The following is a 23,770-nucleotide window of genomic DNA, read 5'->3' on the forward strand; positions in this document are numbered from 1 at the left end:
GGGGGTTTGGGGTTGTGGGGGGGGGGGGGGGGGGTGCGCAATGTGCTGGTCGGCGCCGCGCTGATCGGCATCCTGCTCAACGCCATGACCATCATCGACATTCCGCTGCTCTACCAGAACCTGATCAAGGCGGCGATCCTGCTCGGCGCGATCATCGTCGACGGCATCATCAATCCGCGCGACGAACAGACCGCACAACAAGGTGACATTTAGAGCAGATGGGCTAGCCCATCTGCTCGGGGTACCCGGTCCGATCGGGACGATCGGCCGGCAATGAAAACCGAACCAGAGGATGAGACATGAAACTGATCAGAACACTCATGGCGGCGGCCACGGCGCTGGCCGTCACCGCCTTCGTGGCGCCGACCTTCGCCGCCGACGATCCAGGCCCCGCTGCCTATGCACAAGCGCTGAAAGGCAAGCGCGTCATGCTGGTGCCGCTGGCGATGGGCTTCGACCTGGCGCAGGGCTGGGCGCATTATCTGAAGAAGGAGGTCGAAGCCTGGGGCGGCACGTTCGAAACGCGCGATCCCAACTGGGTCGTCGATGCCGGCGCGCAGGCGATCACCGACGCGATCTCGTCCGACACCAGACCTGATGTCCTGATCATCCATGCGCCGGACCTCAACTCCTATTCCAAGCTTATGAAGAAGGCGCAGGCCGCCGGCACCTATGTGATCCTGGTCGACAATCCGGCGAATTTTCCCGCCGATGCTTTCGTCGGCAGCGACTGGGACCGGCTCGGCCAGCTCGAGGCGGAAGCCGCGATCAAGGGCTGCGGCGAGAACTCGTCCAAGAAGATCGGGCTGGTGCAGGGCGACCAGGCCAACTCCTCCAGCCTTTACCAATATGCCGGCATCATGAAGGTGCTGGACAAGCATCCCGACTTCAAGGTCGTGGCCAAGCCCGATTCCAACTGGGATGCGACGACCTCGCGCAACGTGACCACGACCATGCTGCAGCAGAACCCGGACATCTGCTCGATCATCGACTTCTGGGATGGCGATGCCACCGGCGCGTCGGCCGCGATCCGCGACGCCAAGCTCGACGGCAAGGTGTTTTTGGTCACCACCGGCGGCGGCGAAAAGGCGGCCGATTGCGACAAGCTGAACGACGGCACCTACGGCGCCGTGGTGATGACCGATCTTGCCCGCCAATCGGGCGACATGAACGCCCTCATCAAATTCCTGCTGCAGAGCGGCCAGCCAGCCGGCACCTCCCACACCTACATCTACACGCTGGAGAAGGCGACGACCAAGGCCGACCTCAAGCCCGACAGCTGCTGGGACCTGAAGGCGCTGCAGGCCGAAGCAGCGGCGAAGTAAGCTGATCGTCTGCAACCGATATCGACGAGGTGGCCGGATCGTCCGACCACCTCTTTCTCTTGTGGCCCAGACCTGGCAGCAGTGACCCGATGAGCTTTCGCGAACGCCTCCAGTCCTGGCGCTACAATCTCGTGCCCGACCACCTCGTCGGCGAGATACTGACTAAGCGCTGGACCGACAACGCCATTCCCTTCCTGGCGCTGGTGGTGACGTTGGCGACCTTCGGCTCGATCATTCCGGGCTTTTTCAAGCTCTCTTCCCTGCAGGAATCGACCCGCCAGCTCGGCGAGTTTTCGATGGTCGTCACCGGCATGACGGTGGTGATGCTGGGCGGCGGCATCGATCTCTCGGTCGGTTCGATCTTCGCGCTGTCCTGCTTTTCCGCCGTCTATGTCTTCTTCATCCTCGAACAGTCGATCTGGCTGGCGCTGGCCGCCTCACTCGCCACCGGGTTGGTGTTCGGCGCGATCAACGGCTACCTCGTCGGCTATCTCAGGCTGCGGGCGTTCCTCACCACGCTGGTGACCTTCATCTTCGGGCGGGCGCTGTTCGACATCCTGGTCACCACCTATGCAGCCGATGTGCAGCTTTCGACCGCTACGTCAGACGTGCTCGATTTCATCGGCGACAGCACTTTCTGGGGCCTGTCCGTCTCGGTGTGGCTGGCGATCATCCTCGCCATCGTCACCCATGTCGCGCTGACGCGCTCGCGGCCGGGCTGGCACGTGCTGGCAGTTGGCGGCTCCCGGCGTTCGGCGCACAATGCCGGCATCCGGGTGCGCCGTACCGTGTTCATGACCTATGTCTTTTCCGGCTTCTGCGCCTCGATCGGCGGCTTTCTCATCGCCTGCCGCCTGAGCGGGGCGGGGCCAGGCACCGGCCTCAACCTCGAGATCATGGCGCTGACGGCGGCGGTGGTCGGCGGCGTCAGCCTCGGCGGCGGGCGCGGCTCGGTGATCAAGGGGCTGATGGGCGCCATCATCGTGCTGACCATGACCAACGGGCTGATCCGGCTGGGCTATGGCACCGGTACCAACCAGATGGTGCTCGGCATCATGCTGGCGGTGGCGGTGACCATCGACATTCGCTGGCTCAAGAACCGCCACAAGGTGCTGAACGAGGTCTATGTCGCGCCGGTCTATCTCAGGATGGGCGAAACCCAGTCCGCGGTGCCGGGCTCGGGCACGCCTTACGCGCTCGACAACCGGCTGTCGGCGGCCGACCATATCGGGCTCGGCGAACTGGAAGGGCCGGAAGACGTCATCCTCGACCGCGACGACAATCTCTATTGCGGCACGCGCCATGGCGAGATCGTTCGCTTCTTCGCGCCGGATTATGTCAGGTCGGAGGTGTTCGCCCATATTGGCGGTTTTCCGCTGGGCTTGGCCTTTGACAAAGGGGGCAATCTGATCAGCTGCGTCGGCGCGATGGGGCTCTATTCCGTCTCTCCGGATCGCGCGGTCAAAAGGCTGTCGGCCGAGACGTCGCGCTCCTGGACCTCGATCGTCGACGATGCGCGGCTGCGCGATCCCAATGATTGCGATATCGCGCCGGACGGCCGCATCTATTTTACGGACTCGACCAAGCGCTATGACGCGCATGACTGGGCGCTGGACTCGATCGAGAACCGCGCCACCGGCCGCCTCCTGGTCTACGATCCCAGGGATGGGTCGACCAGGACGCTGCTCGACGGCTACCGTTACACCAATGGTGTCTGCATGGCGCATGATGGCAAGTCGCTGTTCTTCGCCGAAAGTTGGGCCTGCCGGGTGCATCGCTATTGGCTGGAAGGGCCGAAGGCGGGCACCGCCGAATGCGTCATCCGCGACATGCCGGGCTATCCCGACAACATCAACCGCGCGTCGGACGGCAATTACTGGATGGCGTGGCTGGGCATGCGCACGCCGAGCTTCGACCTGTCGTTGCGCCACCCCGACATGCGCAAGCGCATGACGCGCCGGCTGCCGCAGGACGAATGGCTGTTCCCCAACATCAACACCGGCGGCGTGGTGAAATTCAACGAGAAGGGCGGCATCGTCGAGGCGATGGGCGACTTGACGGGCGGCGCGCACCCGATGGTCACCTCGATGCGCGAGCACAAGGGATATCTGTTCGTCGGCGGCATTCTCAACAATCGCATCGGCCGCTACAAGGTTTCCGGCGCCGACCCGAACTGGACCAGCTCCGCCTCGTATTGGGGAGCGCAGCCATGATCCTCGACCCGATCCTGGATATGTTTCGTGGCAAGGCGGTGACCATCCCGCCGCTCGACGGCGCCTTCCGTCCCAACACGCGGCTGGATGAGGCGCCTGCGTTTGCTGAACTGACCGAGCCGGACAATTTGCTGGTTGCCGATGGGCGGCTGCTGGCCTCCAGCGGCAACGCCATCTATTCGCTCGCCGCCGACACTGAACCGAAGGTTGTCAAGACCTTTCCTTCCCCAATCACGGCGCTGGCTCTGTCGCCATCGGGCCAACTGACGGTGGGGCTCGAAAGCGGCAAGCTCTTGATATCAGGCAAGGAGGTTTCGCCGCCGGCTGGTATCAGCTGCATAACAGCACTTGCCTATGCCGAGGACGGCGCGCTGTGGCTGGCCAACGGGTCGGCCGAGCATACGCCGTCGCAATGGGCCGCCGATCTGATGAAGAAGGGCGCGTCCGGTTCGCTTTGGAAACGAGACGGGGCAGGTGGCGAGTTCCGCAAGATAGCCGGCGGGATCGCCTTTCCCTACGGGCTCCAGCCCCTTGGCAGGGATGTGCTGGTGAGCGAGAGCTGGCGTCACCAACTCGTGCGCTTCGATGGCGCGACCGGCAATCGCTCGACCGTGATGACGCATCTGCCCGGCTATCCCGCTCGGCTGTCGCCGGCCGGCGATGGCGGGGCGTGGCTGACCTTGTTCGCGCCACGCAACCGGCTGATCGAATTCGTGCTGCAGGAAACGCACTACCGCCAGGACATGATCGACCAGGTGCCGCCGGCTTACTGGATCGCGCCGGCGATGGCCTCCAGCCGCAGCTTCCTCGAACCGCTGCAATGTGGCGGCATCAGAACCATGGGCATCCACAAGCCGTGGTCGCCGAGCCGTTCCTACGGGCTGGTGGTCAAGCTCGATCAGAACATGCAGCCGCAATTCAGCCTGCACAGCCGCGCCAACGGCACACGCCACGGCATTTGCAGCGTGGTGGAAAAGGGCGGCCAGCTGTTCGTTGCTTCCAGGGGTGGCGATTGCGTGCTGGCCGTCGACCTCGCCTCGGGAGGTTTCTGATGGAACCAATTATTCGCCTCGAAAACGTCACCAAGAATTATCGCGGCGTTCCGGCAGTCAAGAACGTCAGCTTCGAACTGCGCAAAGGCGAAATCCACGCACTGCTCGGCGAGAACGGCGCGGGTAAATCGACACTGACCAAGATCATCGCTGGCGTCGTCGATGCCACATCCGGCAGGATGTTCCACAAGGGCCGGGAGATCGCCTACGCTTCGCCGCATGCCGCACTCGAGGCCGGCATCGCCATGGTGTTCCAGGAGACCAGCCTGGTGCCGTCGATGACGGTGGCGCAGAACCTCTATCTCGGTGCTGAAAAATTCCTCAACCGGCTGCGCGGCACGTATATTTCAGCACAGCAGTTCCTGCAGTCGCTGAATTTTCCCGTCGATCCGAACGCGATGGTGGCCACACTTGGTGCCGCCAAGCGGCAGATGGTCGAGATCGCGCGCGCCGTGCGCCACAATGCCGAGATCATCATCTTCGACGAGCCGACGGCGACGCTGACTCCGGAGGAAAAACGGCATTTCTTCGCGCTGATCCGGCGGCTGAAGGCGAACGGTGTCTCGATCGTCTTCATCAGCCACGCGCTGGAAGAGGCATTGATGATTGCCGACCGCATCACCATCCTGCGCGACGGCGAGCTGGTCATCACCGACGACACGCCGGCCTTCGACCGCGACAGGATCGTCGCCGCCATGGTCGGGCGCACTTTGTCGGGGCAGATCTACCGCCAGCGCGACGAAGCCAAGCTGCGCAAGGCGGGCCGTAGAGTGCTGTCGGTGCAGGACATTTCGATGAGCAATGTCGTGCGCAACAACTCCTTCTCGATATTCGAGGGCCAGATCACCGGCGTGTTCGGCCTGATCGGCTCCGGCCGCACCGAGACCTTCAAGATCGTGTCGGGCATCTACAAGCGCGATTTTTTGCGCGGCGGTACAATCGAACTCGACGACAGGCCGGTGCGCTATCTCGTGCCGAGCGAAGCGGTGGCGGACGGCATCGTCTATGTCACCGAGGACCGCAAGAGCGAAGGCATCTTCGAGACGATGAGCATCGCCGAGAACCTGTTCGGTGGTCTGCTGGCGGCCGGCCGTGAAAAGGCCTGGGTGATCAACCAGCAGGAGATGCACGCGCTATCGGCCGAATGGACGAAGACGCTCAACATCAAGGCGATCAACGACAATGCTCGCGTGGTCGAACTCTCCGGTGGCAACCAGCAGAAGGTGGTGATCGGCAAGGGGCTGGTGCAGCAGCCGCGCATCGTCATTTTCGACGAACCGACGCGCGGCGTCGATGTCGGCGCCATCGCGGAGATCCACCAGATCATCAACCGGCTGGCCGACGAGGGATTGGCCGTGGTGGTGATCTCATCCTATTTGCCGGAGGTCATGAACCTGTCGGATCGGATACTCGTATGCCGGCAAGGCCGCATCGTCGAGGAGTTTTCTCCGGCGGAGGCCACGGAGGAGAAGATCATGTACGCGGCGGTGCACTAGGGGGCGGGGAAGGCGGATGATCGCACCGTTGGATGGAACACCGGAGGTTAGCCGCCTCATCCGCCATTTCGTCATCCACGGGCGGAGCAAGGAGCGCAGCGACGCGGCGCAGACCCGAGGATCCATGCCGGGGCTCGGAAGCGCTGCTACGGTGCGGAATTTCGCTCTGCTGCACACTTCGATAGACGTCACGGAATGGATCCCAGGGTCTCCGCGACGGCGCTTCGCGCCTGCTTCGCCCAGGGATGACGAAGTTTAGTGCTTCGGCAAATCTGCAAACGCTTTTGCGATCGAAAGCTGAATCAGGAAGGCCGGTTAGCCCCCTTTGCTCGAGACCTGAATCAACGACCTGATCACCGATCCAACGAAAGGAAATGCCATGGCCACCACAAGACTCCTGAGCGATGCCGAGGTGGAAAAAATCCCGGCGGCGAAGGCCGTGTTCGACGACATCAGGGCGACGCGCAAATCGGATTTCGTCAACAATTTCTGGCGCGGGCTGGCCAATGATCCGGCGGCGCTGAAGCGGATCTGGGAGCAGTTGAAGGTCGTGATGGTCGCCGAGAGCGCTATCGATCCGCTAACCAAGGAGATGATCTATATCGCGGTGTCGACCGCCAATGGCTGCTCCTACTGCGTGCATTCGCACACGGCGGCGGCGCGCGCCAAGGGCATGACAGACGCGCAGCACGGCGAGTTGGTGTCGATCATCGGGCTCGCCGGGCAGACCAATCATCTGGTCACGGCCATGCAGATCCCGGTCGATCCGCAATTCGAGGTGAAAAGCTAGCCGTCAGCCAGCCTATCGGCATGGCGGGGAACATTTGTCCCCTGCCTGTTAAGGAAGTGACATGTAACGGCACTAAGGAGACCCACGCGAAGTCGCGCCGGTGGGTTCCCGGCAGCCGGCTCTCGCAATGGAGCCGGCATGAAAATCGTCCAGATCACCGATACCCATTTCAGCCCGACCAAGCCGCATTTCAACGGCAATTGGGAGCCGCTGGCCGCCTGGATCGCGCAAAGCGGCGCCGATCTCGTCATCCACACCGGCGATCTCAGCGTCGACGGCGCCGACAAGGACGACGACATCGGCTTCTGCATGGAGCTGATGCGGGAAATCTCGGTCCCGATGCTGCTGGTGCCCGGCAATCACGATGTCGGCCATCTCCTCGGTTCGTTGCAGCCGGTCAATGCGGAACGCCTGGACCGCTGGCGCCGGCTGGTTGGTCCCGATTATTGGACGGAGGACGCCGGAAACTGGCGATTTATCGGTCTCGACAGCCTGCTGATGGGCTTTGATGATGCCGAGGAAGAGGCCCAGTTCGAATGGCTGCGTGCGGCGCTGGAAAGCCGTGGCGGCCGGCGTGTCGCGCTCTTCGCCCACAAGCCGCTGTTCATCGACGCGCCCGGCGAAGATGACACCGGTTACTGGAGCGTCCGCCCGGCAGAGCGGCAGCGTCTCTACGATCTCATCGGTGCCCATGATGTGGCGCTTTTCGCCAGCGGTCACCTGCACCGGGCATGGCAAGGCAAATACGAAAACACCGCGCTGGTCTGGGGTCCGTCGGCCGCCTTTGTCGTCGGCGACATGGAGCGCGACATGCCGGGCGAGCGGCTGCTCGGCGCCGTCATGCATGAATTCGACGACACGGTCGCCAGCGAGATCGTCGCCATACCCGGTATGACCGTCCACTATTTGGATGACGTGGTTGCCGAGGTCTACCCGCACGAGGCGCACAAGGTCCGCAGGAAAGTCGCGTCATGAGCGCGCTCTCGCTCCGCGGCTTGAACAAGTCCTTTGGCGGCAATGCCGTTCTGAACGGCGTCAGCCTCGATGTCGAAGCGGGCGAGTTCATCGCCCTGGTCGGCCCCTCGGGCTGCGGCAAAAGCACCTTGCTGCGCATTCTTGCCGGGCTTGATCATGCCGACAGCGGCGAGATATTCGTTGCTGGCAAGGACATGTCGGCGGTCGCCGCGGCCGATCGCAACATCGCCATGGTGTTCCAGTCCTACGCACTCTACCCGCATCTGACGGCCGGCCAGAACATCGCCGTTCCGCTGGCCATGAAGCGGCTGAGCCGGACGCAGCGGCTGCCGCTGGTCGGCTCCGCCCTGCCGGGCCAGAAAGAAATCCGCACTGGCATTTCGCGCGATGTCCGCGAGATGGCGACGGTACTCAAGATCGATCATCTGCTCGCCCGCAAGCCTGGGCAGATGTCGGGCGGGCAGCGGCAGCGTGTCGCCCTGGCGCGCGCCATGGTGCGGCGCCCCTCGATCTTCCTGATGGACGAGCCGCTTTCCAACCTCGACGCCAATCTGCGGGTGCACGCCCGTGGCGAGATCGTCGAACTGCACCGCCGCGCCGGCGTGCCGACGCTCTATGTGACGCATGACCAGGCCGAGGCGCTTTCGATGGCCGACCGGGTGGCGGTGATGATCGGCGGCAATCTGCTGCAACTCGCCGCGCCCGAGGCGATCTACAACGATCCGGCCCATATCGAGGTCGCCCGTTTCGTCGGCCAGCCCAGGATCAACATCATACCGGCACTTGCCGAAAATGGCCGTGTCAGCTTCGAAGGCATCCGGTTGGCCCTGATGGAGAAGGTGGCAAACGGCCCGGTCAGCCTCGGTATCCGGCCCGAATTCGTCAAACTGTCTCCCAGCGGGCGGAGCGGCTTTGCCGGGCGGATCGAGCGTCTGGAATTCCTCGGCTCGGAAGTCGTTGCCCATTGCCGGCTCGACGCGACGGGCGACATCGTCATCGCCAAGCTGGCGCCGCACGAGGCGAGGGACCTGATTGCGGGAATGCCGGTGGGTATCCTCCTTCCACCCGAGCATGCCATGGTCTTCGGGCCGGAGGGAAAGCGGCTGCGCACGGCGAGCGCCGCGCCCGCACGCCAGGAGCCGGCCTATGTCTAGCGTCGCGCTGGCTGGCAATATCCTGAGCGCCGCGGCCCTCCACAGGCGCAGCGAGGACCGCACCGCCTGGCTGCTGGCGGCCCCGGCGATCGTGCTCTTGCTGCTGTTCGTGCTGCTGCCGGTGGTCGCCGTCATCTTCCTCGGCTTCACCGATTTTGAACTCGGTTATGGCAAATTCCGCCTGGTCGGCTTCGAGAATTACGCGCATCTCCTGACCGACCGCACCTTCCGCAAATCGCTGTGGAACACATCGGTCTATACGGCGATCGTCGCACCGGTCTCGATCGTGCTTGGCCTTGGCGTCGCCTTGCTGATCGAAGGCGAACCTCGGGCGCGCGGTTTCTTCCGCACCGTCTATTTCCTGCCGGTCGCATCGCTGATCGTCGCCATGGCGACAGTCTGGCAATATCTCTTCCACCCGACCATCGGGCCACTCAACGCGCTGCTTGCGCTGGTCGGTATTCCTGGCCCGAACTGGCTCGGCGCCTCGAGCACCGTGCTCTACAGCCTGTCGATCATCGGCGTCTGGCAGTCGGTCGGCTTCAACATGGTGCTGTTCCTGGCTGGCCTGACGGCGATCCCGCGCGAGCTCTACGCCGCTGCTCACGTCGATGGCGCGAAATCGGCGCTCGACCGGTTTTTCCTGGTCACCTGGCCGATGCTCGGGCCGACGACGCTGTTCGTCGTCACGATCAGCATCACCAATGCGGTGAAGGTCTTCGAAACCGTGAAGATGCTGACCGATGGCGGGCCCAACAAGGCCTCCGAAGTGCTGCTGTTCACCATCTACCAGGAAGGCTTCGTCTACCTGCGCGTCGGCTATGCCTCGGCAATGACCGTCGTCTTCCTTGCGATCCTGGTCGTGCTGATGCTTCTCCAATACCGCGTACTCGACCGGCGGGTGCATTACACATGACCAGCCTGCCTGCCGGCCGCATCATCCGTTTCGCGCTGCTTTCGCTGGGCGCGTTGATGATCCTCGCGCCCTACATCTTCATGATCTCGACCGCGGGCAAGACGCAGAGCGACATCTTTACCTCGTCGCTGTCGCTCGTCCCCCAGCATTTCTACTTCGCCGAGAATTTCGCCAAGGCGCTGAGCAAGGTGCCGATGGCAACGCTGCTGTGGAACGGCGTCGTCGTGTGCGGCCTGATCTTCTTCTTCCAGGTGCTTGTCGCGATTCCCTGCGCCTACGCCATGGCCAAGCTGAAATTCCGTGCCGCGCGGCTGATGATGGTGCTGGTCATGCTCGGCCTGCTGGTACCGATCCATGCCACGGCGCTGCCGCTCTATGTCGCCTTCGACCGGATGTCGCTGCTCAACAGCTACACCTCGCTGGTGGCGCCGTTCACGATATCGGTGTTCGCGATCTTCATGTTCCTGCAGTTCTTCCGCGCCATGCCCGACGATCTCATCCACGCGGCAAGGCTCGATGGCATGTCCGAGCTCGGGATCGTCGCGCGCGTCATCGTCCCCAATGCGTGGCCGGCGGTCACTGCCTTCGCGATCTTCTCGGTGGTCGCCCACTGGAACGATCTCTACTGGCCGCTGATCGTCGTCAGCAAGCAGGCCTACGCCACGCCGCCACTCGGCCTGATGTATTTCCGCGCCGCCGAGGCCGGCGACGACTACGGCGCGCTCATGGCCGCCACGCTGATCATCACCCTTCCACTCGTCGTTGCCTTCCTGTTCGCACAGAAGCGCTTCGTCGAAGGCATCACCATGACCGGTCTCAAAGGCTGACCGGGCCAACAAGGAGCAACGAGGCAATGAAGCATATCTCCAGGATTTTTGCCGCGGCGGCCGTGTCGCTGGCGACAGCCCTTCCAGCCTATGCCGACACGACGCTGACGGTCCATTATCCGATGCCCGGCTTCTTCAAGAACGTGATGGACACGATCTCGAAGAAGTTCATGGAAGAAAATCCCGACATCAAGATCCAGTTCGCCAGCCCGTCCGCCACCTATGAGGAAGGCATCCAGACCATCCTTCGCCAGGCCGGCACCGACGAAATGCCCGACATCACCTTCATCGGTCTCAACCGCCTGCGCATGCTCAACGAACGCGACGTTGCCGTCGATCTTGGCCCGCTGGTCAAGAAGGAAGGTAACATGGCTGAGCTCGGCTTCTCCGACACGATCCTGAAGCTGGCGCAGGTCAACGGCAAGCAGGTCGGCCTCGCCTTCGCCACCTCGAACCCGATCATGTATTACAACGCCGACCTGATGAAGGCCGCCGGCGGCGATCCGGACAATCCGCCCAAGACCTGGGACGAGGTCATCGCGCTCGGCGGCAAGATCAAGGCGCTCGGCAATGGCGTCGACGGCATCGACTTCCGCTGGCAGGGCGACGACTGGATGTTTTCGGCGCTGCTGTTCGGCGCCGGCGGCAAGATGCTGAACGAGGACGAAAGCAAGGTCGCCTTCAACGGGCCGGAAGGCGAGAAGGCAGTCGAGATCCTGCAGCGGATGGTGAAGGAGGGCGGCATGCCGGTCTTCACCAAGCCGGCTGGCGAGCAGGCCTTCGCGGCCGGCAAGGTTGGCTTCGAGTTCCAGACCACCGGCGCGCTGGTCAACACCATCAAGAACGTCGGCGACAAGTTCACGCTGCGGACGGCCAAGATCCCGCTGATCGATCCGGCCAACGGCCATCTGCCGACCGGCGGCAATGCCGTGGTCATCCTGACCAAGGATGCCGCCAAGCAGGACGCCGCCTGGAAATTCGCGAAATTCGCCGCCGGCCCTTATGGCGCGTCGGTCGTCGTGCCCGGCACCGGCTATGTGCCCAACAATGAGCTCGCGGCAAAGTCTTCCGACTATCTCGGCGATTTCTACAAGAAGAACCCGCTGTTCCAGGCCGGGCTCAGCCAGATGCCACTGATGGTTCCGTGGTATGCCTTTCCGGGCACCAACGGCGTGAAGGTGACGCAGACCATCGTCGACAATCTGTCGCGGATCGTCGACCAGTCGGCGACGCCCAAGGAAGCGCTCACCGATGCGGCAAGCGACGTGGAAGGCATGCTGCCGACGCAGTAAGGACTTGCCAGGGCATCGCCGCTGCAATGGCGCGGCGAACTCCCTGGCGGTCAAGCCGGCCGGTAGATCCGCTCCGCCGTATTCCAGAAGATATCAGCCTCGGCCGCCGGACCGTGCTTCGCTACAGCCGCGCGGTGGGCCTTGATCAGTTCGGCGTGGCTCGTCCACAACTTCTCGATGGGGAAGTTGGAACCGAACATCAGGTGATCCGCGCCCAATATCTCGATCGCGTTGTCGACGATATAGGCGATCAGCCCGGGGTCGTTGCGGTGGACGAAAGTGCCGAGACCGGAGAGCTTTGCGTAGACGTTCGGCGCCGACAGCGTGCGCAGCCCAGCCTTCCAGGCTTCGGTTGTTTCCTGATCCATTCCGGTCAGCATGCCGGCATGGGTGAGGATGAAATTGGTTTCGGGGTTCTCGCCGACCAGCGTCAGCCCGTCCTTCATCTGGGCGGGAAAGAGCTGCAGGTCGAAGGACAAGTTGTAATCCTTCAGCCGCGCCACATTGGCCCGTATCCTGGGGTCGATCACCTGATCGGGGCCAGTGGCGAAGCGGAAGGCTGGCGTCTCGTGCCAATGCAACTGCATGCGCACGCCGCGCAGCAGCGGATATTTTTTCAAGCGGTCGACCTGGGGTCTGATATCGTCCACCGTCATGTCGGTGTAGCCGACGATGGCGTGCGGCCAGCCGGTTTCATCAGCCGTTTTCTGCAGGAAGGCGACTTCCTTCTCGAAGTCCTCCTTCGCCCAGTTGGTCTGGACGTAGACCGCTTTCTCGACGCCGGAACCTTGCTGGTCGGCGAGAAACTCCTCGATCGGGTAGTCGCGGCGGATCGGCTCGTAGGGGCCGAAGATGCGCGGCACCATCGGCCCGACCAGCCAGGGCTGGTCCTGCTGGCGCCAGATGTGGAAATGCGCGTCGATGGCTTTCTGCATCACGATACCCTTTTCCAGATTGTCGCCGCCCGTGGAGCAGGGCGGGCGAGCGACAGGATGAAATCGGTGAGGCCGGCGAGCGACGAGCCGTCGACCAGATCGTCGAGATCAGGCAGGATGGCGCGAAGTGCCGCCGTTGCCGGCTGGAAGCGCGGGTCGCCGGCCAAAGGTGTCGCCAACGACAGCCGGAACGCGCGGGCGCTCAGCCGGCGCATCGCCGTCTCCAGTTCGGCATGGTCGCCGCGCTCCAGCGCGTCGGACAGGATGATCACCGCCGCACCACGTGCGAAGGCGGAAAAACGCGGCACGGAGAGGAAAGCAAGCAGCGTTGGCCCCATGCGGGTGCCGCCGTCCCAGTCGTCGACCTGGACGGCCGCGCGCGCCAGCGCCTGCTCGCGGTCGCGGATGCGCAGCGCTGACGTGATGCGGGTCAGACGCGTGCCGAAGGTGAAGATCTCGGCGCGGTCAGCGCCTTGCACGGCGGCATGCGCGAGCTTGAGATAATCAGCAGTGTGCAGTTTCATCGAGCCGGACACATCGATCAGGATCAGCAGTTTGCGCGGCACGGTCTGGCGGCGGCGCAACAAGGGTGAGGGGACATCGCCATCGGCGCTGACGATTTCCCTGAGCGAGCGGCGCAGGTCGAGCTTGCCGCGCGAATGAGTGCGCACCGTGCGGAAGGAGCGGCGGGCAGGCAGGGCACTCGACAGTTGACGGCGGAAGGCGGTCAGCCTGTCGTTGTCGCGCTGGAAGTCGCGGCTGCTCAACTGTTCGATCGCCGAGGATAGCTCGCCGCCTTCCTGTCGCTGCTCGGCTTCGATCCGCTCGTCGTCGGCGCCGCCATCATCCTTGACGCGGGTTTCCTCGTCGCTGTCGCCTTCCACCACGGCTGATGTGTTGCCGTAAAAATGGCTTTGGAAATGCGCCTCGAATTCGTCGCGACGGTCAGGTGGCGGCGCCAGGGTGGCCAGCGCTGCCTCGCGGATGTCGGCCATCGAGCGTGGCCCGAGCAGCGTCACGGCCTGCATGAAGCCGGAGATTTGCTCCGGGGCGATTATAAAGCCGTAGCGGCGCAGCAGTTGGCCGAAGCCAAGGAAGGGCGTGGCGGCGGGAGGTACGCTCTCCTCGCCCCGTTTACGGGGAGAGGATGCCGGCAGGCAGGTGAGGGGCAGCGCCGACTTCTGGCCATCGTGGCGCCGCCCCTCATCCGCCCCTTCGGGGCACCTTCTCCCCGTGAACGGGGAGAAGGGATCGTTGACATCCCGGCTCACGCCAGTGCCTCCTGGACGATGCGGCCAAGCTCGGGGGCGATGTAGGAGAGGTCTTCCTCGTCCTTGATCAACACGCCGATGGCGCGGCGGAAGGCTTCCGGCCACGGGCTGCCGCCCTTCTCCAGGATCGTCGCGGCATTTGCCCATTCGACGGCTTCGGCGATGCCGGGCGGCTTGGCGAGCGGACGGGCGCGGATGGTCTGCACGGCGGCCGCCACCGCGCGCGCGGTAGCCTCCGCGACATCGCCAGCACGCAGCATGATGATGGCGGCCTCGCGTTCGGCGTCGGGATAGCCGATCCAGTGATAGACGCATCGGCGGCGCAGCGCCTCGGCGAGTTCACGGGTGCGGTTCGAAGTCAGGATGACGATCGGCTGAGCGGCGGCACGGATGGTGCCGCGCTCGGGGATGCTGATCTGGAAATCAGACAGGAATTCCAGCAGCAGCGCTTCGAATTCATGGTCGGAACGGTCGATCTCGTCGACCAGCAGCACGCGCCGCTCCGGCGCCTTCAACACCTGCAGCAGCGGCCGGGCAATCAGGAAACGGTCATCATAGATGTCGATCTCGTGCTCGCCGGCATGGCGGATGGCGAGCAGTTGGCGCTGATAGTTCCACTCATAGAGCGCATGCGCCGCGTCGATGCCTTCATAGCATTGCAGGCGCACCAGATCGCGGCCGAGCAGCTCGGCCATCGCCTTGGCGGCTTCCGTCTTGCCGACGCCCGGCGCGCCTTCGAGCAGCAGTGGCTTGCCCAGCCGGATCGCCAGGAAGATCGCGGTGGCGAGGCTGTCGTCGGCCAGATAGCGCGAGGCGGCGAGGCGCTCGGCCACCGCCTCCGGCGAGGTCGCGACCGTTTCGGCGTTTCCCTCGGGCATGTCGGTCCTCAGTTAGCCGCTTGCGCCTTGAGCGCGCGCAAAATGCGTTCGGGCGTGATCGGCAGCATGTCGATACGCACGCCGACGGCATCGAAGACGGCGTTGGCGACCGCCGGGATTTGCGGGTTGGCGCACATTTCGCCCGGTCCCTTGGCGCCATAGGGGCCATCTGCCGAAGGCCGCTCCAGCACGATGATTTCGGTTTCGGCGAGGTCGCCGGGGCCAGGCATCAGATACTGGTTGAAGTCGGTGCCGCCATGGTCGCGGTTGGGATAATAGGGTTCCGTCGTCTCGTAGAGCGCATGGCTGATGCCCATCCAGGAGCCGCCGACCAGCTGCTGCTCGACCATTTTAGGGTTCAACGCGCGGCCGATCTCGAAGACGTTCTTGACCGTCAGCACCGTGACCTCGCCGGTTTCGTCGTCGACTTCGACCTCGGCCACCGTGCAGGCATGCGCGTAACAGGTCGACGGCTTCATCGCGCCGGTCTCCTTCTCCGGATAGGAGCGCGGGATCAAAAACATGCCACGGCCTGAGATCGAGCGGCCGCGCTTGAAATGCGCCGACAGGGCGACATCGAAGATCGAGATCGATCTCTGCGGCGCGCCCTTGACCAGTATGTTGCCCTGGCCGTCGGTTTCGAGGTCCGAGGCATTCACTTCCAGTTCCTCGGCCGCCACTTCAAGCATCACCTGGCGGGCTTCCCTGGCGGCCTGGATGACCGCGTTGCCGGCGCGGTGGGTGCCGCGCGAGGCAAACGTGCCCATGCAGTGCGGGCCGGTGTCGGTGTCGGCGGTGTCGACGACGACGCGGTCGGTCGGCACGCCGATCGTCTCGGCGCAGATCTGCGCCATGATCTGCTTCATGCCCTGGCCGAGATCGACCGAGGACAGCGTGACCATGAAATTGCCGGTCGGGGTCGAATGCACCAGCGCCTGGGTCGGGTCGCCGCCAAGGTTCATGCCGGTGGGATAGTTGATCGCGGCGACGCCGCGCCCACGCCTGATCGCCATCTCAAGCTCCGTTCTTGTAGGAGGACATCGCCATGTATTTCTCCGCCACCGGCCAGTGGGCGGCGCGCGAGGCTTCCTGCATGCATTCGATGAGTGCCGCGCCCTCGGTCGGCTGGCGATGCGCCTTCATGTCGCCGTCGCGATAGGCGTTGACGAAGCGGAACTCGAGTGGATCCATGCCGATCAGCCGCGCCAGCTTGTCCATCTGCACCTCCAGCGCGAAATCGCCGATGGTGACGCCGAAGCCGCGCATGGCCGACGACGGCGTGCGATTGGTATAGACGCAGTAGGTGTCGATCCAGACGTTGGGGATGGTGTAGGGACCGGGATAGTGCCCGGCGCCCTTCTGCGCGCCATAGGGCGAGTGGCGGGAGTAGGCACCGGCATCGGTGTAGCCGGTGACCTTCCGTGCGACGATGCGGCCATCGTTCATGACGCCGTCCTTGATGACGACTTTTTCGGCCGCGCGGGGCGAGGAGATCTGCATCTCCTCCTCGCGGCTGTAGATAAAACAGACTGGTCGCCCGGTTAGTTTTGCGCCGAGGATGGCAATCGGCTCGACGATGACATCGACCTTGCCGCCGAAACCGCCGCCGACCGTGCCGCCGACAAAATGCAGCTTGCTGCCCGGCATCTGCAGGATGATCGAGGTGTTGTCGAGGGTGAAGAACATCGCCTGTGTGTTGGTGTAGCAGGTGAAGCGGTCATTGCCCTCGGGCGCCACCACGCAACCGGTGGTCTCGGTCGGCGCGTGCTCGATGGGCGAGGACTGATAGCTTTGCTCCAGCACGTGATCGGCCTCGGCAAAGCCCGCCTCGACATCGCCGAAGCGCACCTTGCGGCACGCGCCGCTGTCATAGAGGTAATGGTTCTGGCCGTGATATTCGTTGACGATGGGCGCGCCGGGCTTCAGCGCTTCCTCCATGTCGAACACGGCGGGCAGCACTTCATAATCGACCTTGACCTTGGCGGCGGCCTCCTGGGCGGCACGCTCGGTTTCGGCCAACACCGCCACCACGGCCTCGCCCTTCCAGCGCACCTTGCCGTCGGCCAGGACCGTCTCGTCTTCCGGTCCGACCTGGATCAGGATCAGGATCGTGTAGACATTGTGCGGCACGTCCCTGGCCGTCAGCACCTTGACCACGCCCGGATGTTTTTCGGCCTCCGACGTGTCGATCGAGCGGATGCGGGCATGGTGATGAGGGCTGCGCACCATCTTCAAATGCAGCATGCCGGGAAAGTTGCGGTCGGCGAAATAGGCGGTCTTGCCGGTGACGTGGCCTGGCGAATCCGAGCGTGGCCGCGGTTGACCGATCTCGTTGAGGTCATCCTTGCGAACGTCCGAGAAATAGCTTTTGCGCAGTTCCATCTTGTTTCCCTCAGGCCGCGTTCTGCGAGTTGGCGCGCGCGGCGGTGAGCACCGCCTGGATGATCGGCTCGTAGCCGGTGCAGCGGCAGATGTTGCCCGACAGCGCTTCGACGACATCGTCGCGGCTGGGATTGGGCGAGTGGTCGAGCAGCACCTTGGCCGCCATGATCATGCCCGGCGTGCAGAAGCCGCATTGCGTGGCGAAGGCGTCGAGGAAGGCATGCTGCAGCGGATGCAGCACACCGCCGTCGGCGAGACCCGATGTGGTGGTGATGATGGCGCCATTGCAGGTCTCGGCCAGCGTCAGGCAGGACAGCCGGAGTTCGCCGTCGATAATCACCGAGCAGGCCCCACAAGTGCCCTGATGGCAGCCGCCCTTAGGCGAGGTGTCGCCGATCTTGTCGCGCAAGGCGTTGAGCAGCGTGGTGCCGCTTTCGACGAATTCGGCCTTCTCAGATCCATTGAGCGTGAACTGGACGGGAATCTTTGCCATTCTTCCTCCTTGCGCGCCTGCCCCGTAGGGAAAGCGCGCCCCCCCGATTGTGATTAGCCGAGCAGCAGCCGACCGAGATGGACCGGCAGAACTTCGGCGCGATACCATGCGCTTGCGATCGAGTCGGTGATCGGCGCGGTGCCTTCGCTGGCGGCGGCCAGTGCTGGCGCGATGCCGTCATGGTCAAGCCTTTTGCCGATTAGCGCCTTCTCCGCCGCCTCGGCGCGCACCGGCCGGTCGGCCATGCAACCAAGTGCGATGCGCGCAGAAGAGACGGTGCCGTCGGCAGCCTGCTCCAGCAGGGCGGCAATGCTCAGCACCGAGACGCCCTTGGGTTTGATCCGCGACACTTTGAGGAAGCGGAAGCTGTCGGCCTTCGGAAGCGCGAAACTGACTGACGTGACGATGGAACGATTATCGTCTCGCCCCGTCAGGAAGGTCTCGATAGGCATTTCGCTGTCGCCGGTGCTGACCAGGGCGTCGAGCGCCAGCAAGGCGACGGCGAAATCGCCATAGGGGCTTGGCGCAAACAGGTTGCCGCCGACGGTGGCCATGTTGCGGATCGCCGGGCCGCCGACAGCGCGCGCGGCCTTGGCAAGCTGGCCGAGCTCGCGATGGCGGGCGATCGCCGCCATGGTCACCGAAGCGCCGATGCGGACCGTGCCGCCGGAGACCGCGATTGCCGACAGGGCCGGGTCGGTCGACCTGACAAGGCTGGAGACCGAGACATCGCCTTCATTGGCGGCGCGTACGACAAGCGTGCCGCCGCCGAGATAGCGCGTGCCGGCGGCTTTCAGCGCCGCGCTGGCGTCTTTCACCGTTGCAAAACTCTGCAATGCCAGCGCCATGGCCCGCTCCTCAACTCTGGCCGGCGAAATGGCTCTTCAGGGCGTTGAAGCCGCCCTGGAAGACATTGGCGCCCATGCCCTCGGCCAGCTTGTCGGCTTCTTCGGGTGCTGCGTCGAAGCTGGCGGTCCATTCGGCATAGGTGCGGTCGCCGTCGGTGACGCGCCTGAGCTGCAGCGTCGCCTTGTGGTTGGTGAGGGGCTGCGGCGTTTCCAGGATGGAATAGCTGACGAGGAAATTGTCATCGGAGAAGTCGAGCAGTTTTTCGCGCAGGCGGGCACCGCTGGCCAGCTGGAAGTTGCGCACGCAGCCGATCGTGCTGGCATCCTTGCCGTCTTCGATATGGCTCTCGACCATGCGTGGATGCCAATCCGGCAACCCGTTGAAGTCGCGTATGCGCGCCCAAACCTTTTCGACCGGTGCGTCGATCACGCTGGAAATGGTGACTTTGGGCATAAGATGTTCCCTTGCGAATTTCGTTGCGGCAAGGGTAGGGCGCTAGCGCGCACAGCGCTTATCAATGCGTCTTGAGCATCTATCAACCAGTCTGAAAAACAGATGGCTGCCGGCTCAGGCCATTGCCCGCGCGGCCTCGCGGTAGAGCGTCGGCGGCACGCCGACATGGTCACGGAAGAAGCGCGAGAAATTGCCTTGCGTGGTGAAGCCGAGATTGCAGGCGACCGAGATCAGCGGCTCGCGCGACCATTGCAACTGCCGCACCGCTTCCTCCATGCGCAGCGTGTTCCAATAGACATTGGGCGTCAGGTTGGTCTGTTCCTTGAACAAGGCGAAGAAATGCGGCCGCGAAAGGCCAACGGCGCGGGCAACGTCGTCGAAGGAGATGCGTTCGCAGACATTGGCCTTCATCAGCTGGATCGCCTTGCGAACGCGGAAATCCTGCACGGTGTTTATGCGGCCGCGCGCTTCCTGCGGCGCCGACGCGTCGGCGGCATCGAGCACCGAGTCGATGAAGCGCTCGATCTCGTAATTGGCGACATCGTCGACGCTCTCATTGTCGGTGAGATGGTCGAGCAGGCTGGCGGCCGCCTGGTGCAGCCAAGGCTCGAGCGCGATCGCCGCCCGCGAAAACAGCGGCGCGCTGGATGGCAGGTCGCGCCGGCGGCGGGCCCAGTCGGGATCGATGTAGAAGGCGAGAAACAGACCGGGCGTCCCGTTTTGCGCCAGGACATGGCTGTGGGGCTGGAAGGAATTGATGCCGGCGGCGGTGCGAGGGCCGAGGCGGACCGTCTCGCGGCCGATGGTCATCTCGCCGGCGGTGCCTTCGAGCCAGATGATCAGATGTGCCTCGACATGGGCATGGGTGACGAAGTCGCTCGCGACATTCAGGACAGAAACATGTCCGAACCGGCCCCAGTAGAGCCTGATCGCTTCCGTCATGGCATATCCTCCCGCAAGCGACTGGCCTCCCTTCGCTTGCAGGGAGGATTGTGCGGCCGGTTTTCGGCATCCGTCAAGGCATCGGCTGTTGGCCGCTACCAATGGAGGTCGGCTTCAGCCGATTTTCAGACTGAGCGATAGGAACCAGAATGAATGGCGCTTCGACGGCGACAAGCCCTCAATCGCTGCGCCTGAAATTGCGGATCCGGTCGAACAGAACCGCGAGCAGGATGGCGCCGCCGATGAAGGTGCCTTGCCAGAAGGCGTTGATGCCGAGCAAGCCAAGGCTGTTGCGGATCACCTCGATGAGGGCAGCACCGACGATGGCGCCAAAGGCGGTGCCGACGCCGCCGGCCAAATTGGCGCCACCGATGACGGTGGCGGCGATCACTTGCAGTTCCATGCCGTTGCCGAGATTGGTGGTGACAGCGCCGAGCCAGCCGGTTTCGATGATGCCGGCAATGCCGGCCGACAGCGCCGAGATCATGTAGACGGCGACCTTGATCTGGCGCACCGGCACGCCGGTCAGCGTCGCGGCGTGCTCGTTGCCGCCAATGGCAAAGATATGCCGGCCGAACTTCGTCCAGCGCAGGACGAAGCCGGTGATCAGGGCCAGCAGGATCGTGTAGAGCACCGGGTTGGCGATGCCGAACACCCAGGCGCCGCCGCCGAGTGCCAGCAGCTTGTCGTGGTCCGGGCCGAACTGGAAGACGACGGTGTTGTTGGAGGCGACCATGGCAAGGCTGCGGGCGATCGACAGCATGCCGAGCGTCACCACGAAGGGCGGAAAGCCCAGATAGGCGATAAAAATGCCGTTGAAGGCGCCGATGACGAGCGCGGTGGCGATCGAGGCCAGAATGCCGATCTCGATCGAATAGCCTGCATGCATGGTGACGGCCAGCACCATCGAGCACAGGCACAGCACCGAGCCGACCGACAGGTCGATGCCACCGGTGATGATGACGAAGGTCATGCCGAGCGCCACGATGGCGACGAAGGTGATGTTGCGGGTGATGTTGTATAGGTTCTTCGAGGTGGCGAAGGCATCGGTGGCGAAGGACAGGAAGATGCAGGCCAGGATGACGGCGACCACCACCCAGAAAGTCTGGCTTGAGAACAGGCGCGATAGCAAAGTGTGCTGCTTCTGCGCGATCGTCTGGTCAAGGGTGACTGCCATTATCGACCTTTCCTGCCGGTAGCGAAACGCGCCAGCGCAATGAAACCCGGTTTTATCGCTCTCACGCCGCCTGCTCGATGGCGCCGGTGATCAGCCCGGTGACTTCCTCGGGCGAGCTCGACGCGATCGCCTTGTCGGCGACCTTCCTGCCGCGCCGCATCACGATGACGCGGTCCGCGACGTCGAAGACGTCGGGCATGCGGTGGCTGATCAGCACCACGGCGATGCCCTGGTTACGCAAATTGCGGATGAGGTTGAGCACTTCGGCGACCTGCCGCACCGAGATCGCCGCCGTCGGCTCGTCCATCAGCACGATCTTGGCCTGCGACAGCATGGTGCGGGCGATCGCCACGGCCTGGCGCTGTCCGCCCGACATCTGCTTGACGAGATCGCGCGGGCGCGTCTCGGATTTCAGCTCGGCGAAGATATGGCCGGCGCGCTTGTACATCGCCGCATAGTCAAGGATGCGGAACGGGCCGACGCCACGACGCAGTTCGCGGCCGAGATAGACATTGGCCGCCGCCGTCAGATTGTTGCAGAGCGCCAGGTCCTGGTGGACGATCTCGATGCCGTGCTGGCGCGCCTCGACCGGCTTGTGCAGGATGAGTTCCTTGTCTTCCATGCGCATCGTGCCATGGCTCGGGCGGAAATTGCCGGCGATCATCTTGACCAGCGTCGACTTGCCGGCGCCGTTGTCGCCCATCAGGCCGACGACCTCTCCAGGCTCGATCGACAGCGACACGTCGTTGACCGCCTGGATGGCGCCGAAATGCTTCGAGATGTTGGTGAGTTCGAGAACCGCCACCAGTCTTTGCCTCCCATGCCTGGCCCATCCGCACGCGGACAAGCGACAGCTTCCATTGGCTTTCCCCAGCTCCTCCCGGGGGCAGCGATGCGGTCATTTACGCGAATGGCATCGCGGGCGTCAATTGTCGAACAGGCAATTGTCAGACGAATAGCGCCATGCGGATTTTGAAAAATCCGTTTTGTAGGACAAATAGCATTGACGTTGGCGGCAAGCCGTTATTAGTTGAGCGTCGGAGGAAGACATGCCGGCTTTGACGACGCCATCGGCGGCGCCAACGGCAAGAAGGTTTTGGCGATCGTGCAGCGTCGTCGCTGGGAGGGTCGCATCTGAAAATGCTTATCGGCCTGGCCGGATTGAATGGGCGCACGCGTCTCAGTCATCTCGCATCCTGGCTGGTTTGTGTGGCGGGCACGCCGTGTCCGTCTGGTTGCAAAGGGAGGACTGACATGAGGAAAACAGTATTGCTCGCCGCCGTCGCCGCCATGGCGTTGGGCGCCGGGCCGGCTTTGGCCAAGAAGCAGCTCGTCATCGTGGTGAAAGGTCTCGACAATCCATTCTTCGAAGCCATCCACCAGGGCTGCGAGAAATGGAACAAGGAAAACGCCAGCTCGGAATATGAATGCTTCTACACCGGCCCGGCATCGACTTCCGACGAAGCCGGCGAGGCGCAGATCGTGCAGGATATGCTGAGCAAGGCCGACACGGTGGCGATGGCGATCTCGCCGTCCAACGCGCCACTGATCGCACAGACGATCAAGAGCGCCAATCCGTCGATCCCGATCATGACCGTCGACGCCGACCTCGCCAAGGAAGACGCGGCACTGCGCAAGACCTATCTCGGCACCGACAACTACCTGATGGGCAAGAAGATCGGCGAGTACATCAAGAAGGCCAAGCCGAATGGTGGCACGATCTGCACCATCGAGGGCAATCCGGCGGCCGACAACATCTTGCGTCGCGCGCAAGGCATGCGCGACGCGCTGACGGGCAAGGAAGGCCTCACGGCACTTGCCGGCGAAGGCGGCTGGACGGAAGTCGCCGGCTGCCCGGTATTCACCAATGACGACGGCGCCAAGGGCGTTCAGGCGATGACCGACATCCTCGCCGCCAATCCCAAGCTCGACGCGTTCGGCATCATGGGCGGCTGGCCGCTGTTCGGCGCGCCGCAGCCCTACCGCGACCTGGTCGGACCGCTCAAGGACCGGCTGGCCAAGAACGACTTCGTCATCGGCGCCGCCGACACGATCGGCGACGAGGTGGCCATCGCCAGGGACGGCCTTGTCACCGCTCTGGTCGGCCAGCGGCCCTTCGAAATGGGCTACAAGGCACCATCGGTGATGATCGACCTGGTCGAAGGCAAGAAGGTTGACGATCCGGTCTTCACCGGTCTCGACGAATGCACCAAGGACACGGTCGACACCTGCATCCAGAAATAGACCGCGATTTCGGGGCGCTCGCCAACGAGCGCCCCGTTTCCTCCAATTCTTCAACAGGACGCCTTGGTTGGGGCTATCGGAGCCCGGCTTTGACGCGTCAGTGGTT

At 63.7% G+C, this 23,770-nt stretch carries 22 protein-coding genes and 1 pseudogene; 12 read left to right on the forward strand and 11 right to left on the reverse strand.

Annotation, left to right across the window (positions count from 1 at the left end):
• The 11 genes and pseudogenes from FJW04_RS12585 to FJW04_RS12635 all read left to right on the forward strand — a co-directional run.
• Nucleotides 1-213 (forward strand): annotated as a pseudogene (locus tag FJW04_RS12585) (ABC transporter permease); the annotation flags it as partial.
• Between the two features lie 86 nt (nucleotides 214-299).
• Complete coding sequence (locus FJW04_RS12590) at nucleotides 300-1,325, forward strand: sugar ABC transporter substrate-binding protein (RefSeq protein WP_140714445.1); 1,026 nt, start codon at nucleotides 300-302, stop codon at nucleotides 1,323-1,325.
• A gap of 89 nt (nucleotides 1,326-1,414) precedes the next feature.
• Nucleotides 1,415-3,538, forward strand: a complete 2,124-nt coding sequence (locus FJW04_RS12595; protein ID WP_140714447.1) for an SMP-30/gluconolactonase/LRE family protein — start codon at nucleotides 1,415-1,417, stop codon at nucleotides 3,536-3,538.
• The gene (locus FJW04_RS12600) at nucleotides 3,535-4,590 is read left to right on the forward strand and encodes a hypothetical protein (protein ID WP_140714449.1); all 1,056 of its coding nucleotides are present in this window, start codon (nucleotides 3,535-3,537) and stop codon (nucleotides 4,588-4,590) included. The genes FJW04_RS12595 and FJW04_RS12600 overlap by 4 nt, the downstream gene beginning before the upstream one ends.
• Complete coding sequence (locus FJW04_RS12605) at nucleotides 4,590-6,086, forward strand: sugar ABC transporter ATP-binding protein (protein ID WP_140714451.1); 1,497 nt, start codon at nucleotides 4,590-4,592, stop codon at nucleotides 6,084-6,086. Before FJW04_RS12600 ends, FJW04_RS12605 begins: the two co-directional genes overlap by 1 nt.
• Before the next feature lie 379 nt (nucleotides 6,087-6,465).
• Nucleotides 6,466-6,876, forward strand: coding sequence for a carboxymuconolactone decarboxylase family protein (locus FJW04_RS12610; protein WP_140714453.1), 411 nt, complete (start codon nucleotides 6,466-6,468; stop codon nucleotides 6,874-6,876).
• Nucleotides 6,877-7,014: 138 nt separating this feature from the next.
• On the forward strand, nucleotides 7,015-7,851 hold the full coding sequence (locus FJW04_RS12615; protein ID WP_140714455.1) for a metallophosphoesterase: 837 nt from the start codon (nucleotides 7,015-7,017) through the stop codon (nucleotides 7,849-7,851).
• Nucleotides 7,848-9,005 (forward strand): ABC transporter ATP-binding protein, encoded by a 1,158-nt coding sequence (locus tag FJW04_RS12620; protein ID WP_140714457.1) that lies wholly within the window; start codon nucleotides 7,848-7,850, stop codon nucleotides 9,003-9,005. The genes FJW04_RS12615 and FJW04_RS12620 overlap by 4 nt, the downstream gene beginning before the upstream one ends.
• Complete coding sequence (locus FJW04_RS12625; RefSeq protein WP_140714459.1) at nucleotides 8,998-9,921, forward strand: sugar ABC transporter permease; 924 nt, start codon at nucleotides 8,998-9,000, stop codon at nucleotides 9,919-9,921. Before FJW04_RS12620 ends, FJW04_RS12625 begins: the two co-directional genes overlap by 8 nt.
• On the forward strand, nucleotides 9,918-10,748 hold the full coding sequence (locus FJW04_RS12630; protein WP_140615474.1) for a carbohydrate ABC transporter permease: 831 nt from the start codon (nucleotides 9,918-9,920) through the stop codon (nucleotides 10,746-10,748). Before FJW04_RS12625 ends, FJW04_RS12630 begins: the two co-directional genes overlap by 4 nt.
• Before the next feature lie 26 nt (nucleotides 10,749-10,774).
• A complete protein-coding gene (locus FJW04_RS12635; RefSeq protein WP_140714461.1) occupies nucleotides 10,775-12,040 on the forward strand; it encodes an ABC transporter substrate-binding protein in 1,266 nt (421 codons plus the stop codon).
• Nucleotides 12,041-12,090: 50 nt separating this feature from the next.
• Here the strand turns inward: FJW04_RS12635 and FJW04_RS12640 are convergent, their stop codons facing one another.
• The 11 genes from FJW04_RS12640 to FJW04_RS12690 all read right to left on the reverse strand — a co-directional run bounded on the left by FJW04_RS12640 (nucleotide 12,091) and on the right by FJW04_RS12690 (nucleotide 22,225).
• Nucleotides 12,091-12,975: an amidohydrolase gene (locus tag FJW04_RS12640; protein WP_181172939.1), complete on the reverse strand. Its 885-nt coding sequence runs from the start codon at nucleotides 12,973-12,975 to the stop codon at nucleotides 12,091-12,093.
• A complete protein-coding gene (locus FJW04_RS12645; protein WP_246673811.1) occupies nucleotides 12,975-14,246 on the reverse strand; it encodes a VWA domain-containing protein in 1,272 nt (423 codons plus the stop codon). The genes FJW04_RS12640 and FJW04_RS12645 overlap by 1 nt, the downstream gene beginning before the upstream one ends.
• On the reverse strand, nucleotides 14,243-15,124 hold the full coding sequence (locus tag FJW04_RS12650) for a MoxR family ATPase (protein ID WP_140714465.1): 882 nt from the start codon (nucleotides 15,122-15,124) through the stop codon (nucleotides 14,243-14,245). Before FJW04_RS12650 ends, FJW04_RS12645 begins: the two co-directional genes overlap by 4 nt.
• An 8-nt stretch (nucleotides 15,125-15,132) precedes the next feature.
• Entirely contained in the window at nucleotides 15,133-16,137 is a 1,005-nt protein-coding gene (locus tag FJW04_RS30540; RefSeq protein WP_140714467.1) for a molybdopterin cofactor-binding domain-containing protein, read from the reverse strand.
• A 1-nt stretch (nucleotide 16,138) separates the two neighbouring features.
• Entirely contained in the window at nucleotides 16,139-17,506 is a 1,368-nt protein-coding gene (locus FJW04_RS30545) for a xanthine dehydrogenase family protein molybdopterin-binding subunit (protein ID WP_140714469.1), read from the reverse strand.
• Between the two features lie 10 nt (nucleotides 17,507-17,516).
• On the reverse strand, nucleotides 17,517-17,999 hold the full coding sequence (locus FJW04_RS12665) for a (2Fe-2S)-binding protein (protein WP_140714471.1): 483 nt from the start codon (nucleotides 17,997-17,999) through the stop codon (nucleotides 17,517-17,519).
• Nucleotides 18,000-18,052: 53 nt separating this feature from the next.
• Nucleotides 18,053-18,847, reverse strand: coding sequence for an FAD binding domain-containing protein (locus FJW04_RS12670; protein WP_140714473.1), 795 nt, complete (start codon nucleotides 18,845-18,847; stop codon nucleotides 18,053-18,055).
• A 10-nt stretch (nucleotides 18,848-18,857) separates the two neighbouring features.
• Nucleotides 18,858-19,301 (reverse strand): SRPBCC family protein, encoded by a 444-nt coding sequence (locus FJW04_RS12675; RefSeq protein ID WP_140714475.1) that lies wholly within the window; start codon nucleotides 19,299-19,301, stop codon nucleotides 18,858-18,860.
• A 114-nt stretch (nucleotides 19,302-19,415) separates the two neighbouring features.
• Nucleotides 19,416-20,243 (reverse strand): AraC family transcriptional regulator, encoded by an 828-nt coding sequence (locus FJW04_RS12680; RefSeq protein ID WP_140615490.1) that lies wholly within the window; start codon nucleotides 20,241-20,243, stop codon nucleotides 19,416-19,418.
• Nucleotides 20,244-20,421: 178 nt separating this feature from the next.
• Nucleotides 20,422-21,420, reverse strand: a complete 999-nt coding sequence (locus FJW04_RS12685; protein WP_140615492.1) for an ABC transporter permease — start codon at nucleotides 21,418-21,420, stop codon at nucleotides 20,422-20,424.
• A 61-nt stretch (nucleotides 21,421-21,481) separates the two neighbouring features.
• Nucleotides 21,482-22,225 carry an ATP-binding cassette domain-containing protein gene (locus FJW04_RS12690; protein ID WP_015317105.1) on the reverse strand — a complete coding sequence of 248 codons (744 nt, stop codon included), beginning with the start codon at nucleotides 22,223-22,225 and terminating at the stop codon, nucleotides 21,482-21,484.
• A gap of 449 nt (nucleotides 22,226-22,674) precedes the next feature.
• Between FJW04_RS12690 and FJW04_RS12695 the strand changes: the two genes are divergently transcribed.
• The gene (locus FJW04_RS12695) at nucleotides 22,675-23,664 is read left to right on the forward strand and encodes a sugar-binding protein (protein ID WP_140615496.1); all 990 of its coding nucleotides are present in this window, start codon (nucleotides 22,675-22,677) and stop codon (nucleotides 23,662-23,664) included.
• Nucleotides 23,665-23,770 lie beyond the last annotated feature (106 nt).

The sequence above is a fragment of the Mesorhizobium sp. B2-7-3 genome (assembly GCF_006440715.1).
Classification (GTDB): domain Bacteria; phylum Pseudomonadota; class Alphaproteobacteria; order Rhizobiales; family Rhizobiaceae; genus Mesorhizobium; species Mesorhizobium australicum.

Coding starts and splice junctions, on each gene's coding strand:
- FJW04_RS12590 (WP_140714445.1), top strand. CDS start 300: ATGAAACTGATCAGAACACTCATGGCGGCGGCCACGGCGCTGGCCGTC.
- FJW04_RS12595 (WP_140714447.1), top strand. CDS start 1,415: ATGAGCTTTCGCGAACGCCTCCAGTCCTGGCGCTACAATCTCGTGCCC.
- FJW04_RS12600 (WP_140714449.1), top strand. CDS start 3,535: ATGATCCTCGACCCGATCCTGGATATGTTTCGTGGCAAGGCGGTGACC.
- FJW04_RS12605 (WP_140714451.1), top strand. CDS start 4,590: ATGGAACCAATTATTCGCCTCGAAAACGTCACCAAGAATTATCGCGGC.
- FJW04_RS12610 (WP_140714453.1), top strand. CDS start 6,466: ATGGCCACCACAAGACTCCTGAGCGATGCCGAGGTGGAAAAAATCCCG.
- FJW04_RS12615 (WP_140714455.1), top strand. CDS start 7,015: ATGAAAATCGTCCAGATCACCGATACCCATTTCAGCCCGACCAAGCCG.
- FJW04_RS12620 (WP_140714457.1), top strand. CDS start 7,848: ATGAGCGCGCTCTCGCTCCGCGGCTTGAACAAGTCCTTTGGCGGCAAT.
- FJW04_RS12625 (WP_140714459.1), top strand. CDS start 8,998: ATGTCTAGCGTCGCGCTGGCTGGCAATATCCTGAGCGCCGCGGCCCTC.
- FJW04_RS12630 (WP_140615474.1), top strand. CDS start 9,918: ATGACCAGCCTGCCTGCCGGCCGCATCATCCGTTTCGCGCTGCTTTCG.
- FJW04_RS12635 (WP_140714461.1), top strand. CDS start 10,775: ATGAAGCATATCTCCAGGATTTTTGCCGCGGCGGCCGTGTCGCTGGCG.
- FJW04_RS12640 (WP_181172939.1), bottom strand. CDS start 12,975: ATGCAGAAAGCCATCGACGCGCATTTCCACATCTGGCGCCAGCAGGAC.
- FJW04_RS12650 (WP_140714465.1), bottom strand. CDS start 15,124: ATGCCCGAGGGAAACGCCGAAACGGTCGCGACCTCGCCGGAGGCGGTG.
- FJW04_RS30540 (WP_140714467.1), bottom strand. CDS start 16,137: ATGGCGATCAGGCGTGGGCGCGGCGTCGCCGCGATCAACTATCCCACC.
- FJW04_RS30545 (WP_140714469.1), bottom strand. CDS start 17,506: ATGGAACTGCGCAAAAGCTATTTCTCGGACGTTCGCAAGGATGACCTC.
- FJW04_RS12665 (WP_140714471.1), bottom strand. CDS start 17,999: ATGGCAAAGATTCCCGTCCAGTTCACGCTCAATGGATCTGAGAAGGCC.
- FJW04_RS12670 (WP_140714473.1), bottom strand. CDS start 18,847: ATGGCGCTGGCATTGCAGAGTTTTGCAACGGTGAAAGACGCCAGCGCG.
- FJW04_RS12675 (WP_140714475.1), bottom strand. CDS start 19,301: ATGCCCAAAGTCACCATTTCCAGCGTGATCGACGCACCGGTCGAAAAG.
- FJW04_RS12680 (WP_140615490.1), bottom strand. CDS start 20,243: ATGACGGAAGCGATCAGGCTCTACTGGGGCCGGTTCGGACATGTTTCT.
- FJW04_RS12685 (WP_140615492.1), bottom strand. CDS start 21,420: ATGGCAGTCACCCTTGACCAGACGATCGCGCAGAAGCAGCACACTTTG.
- FJW04_RS12695 (WP_140615496.1), top strand. CDS start 22,675: ATGAGGAAAACAGTATTGCTCGCCGCCGTCGCCGCCATGGCGTTGGGC.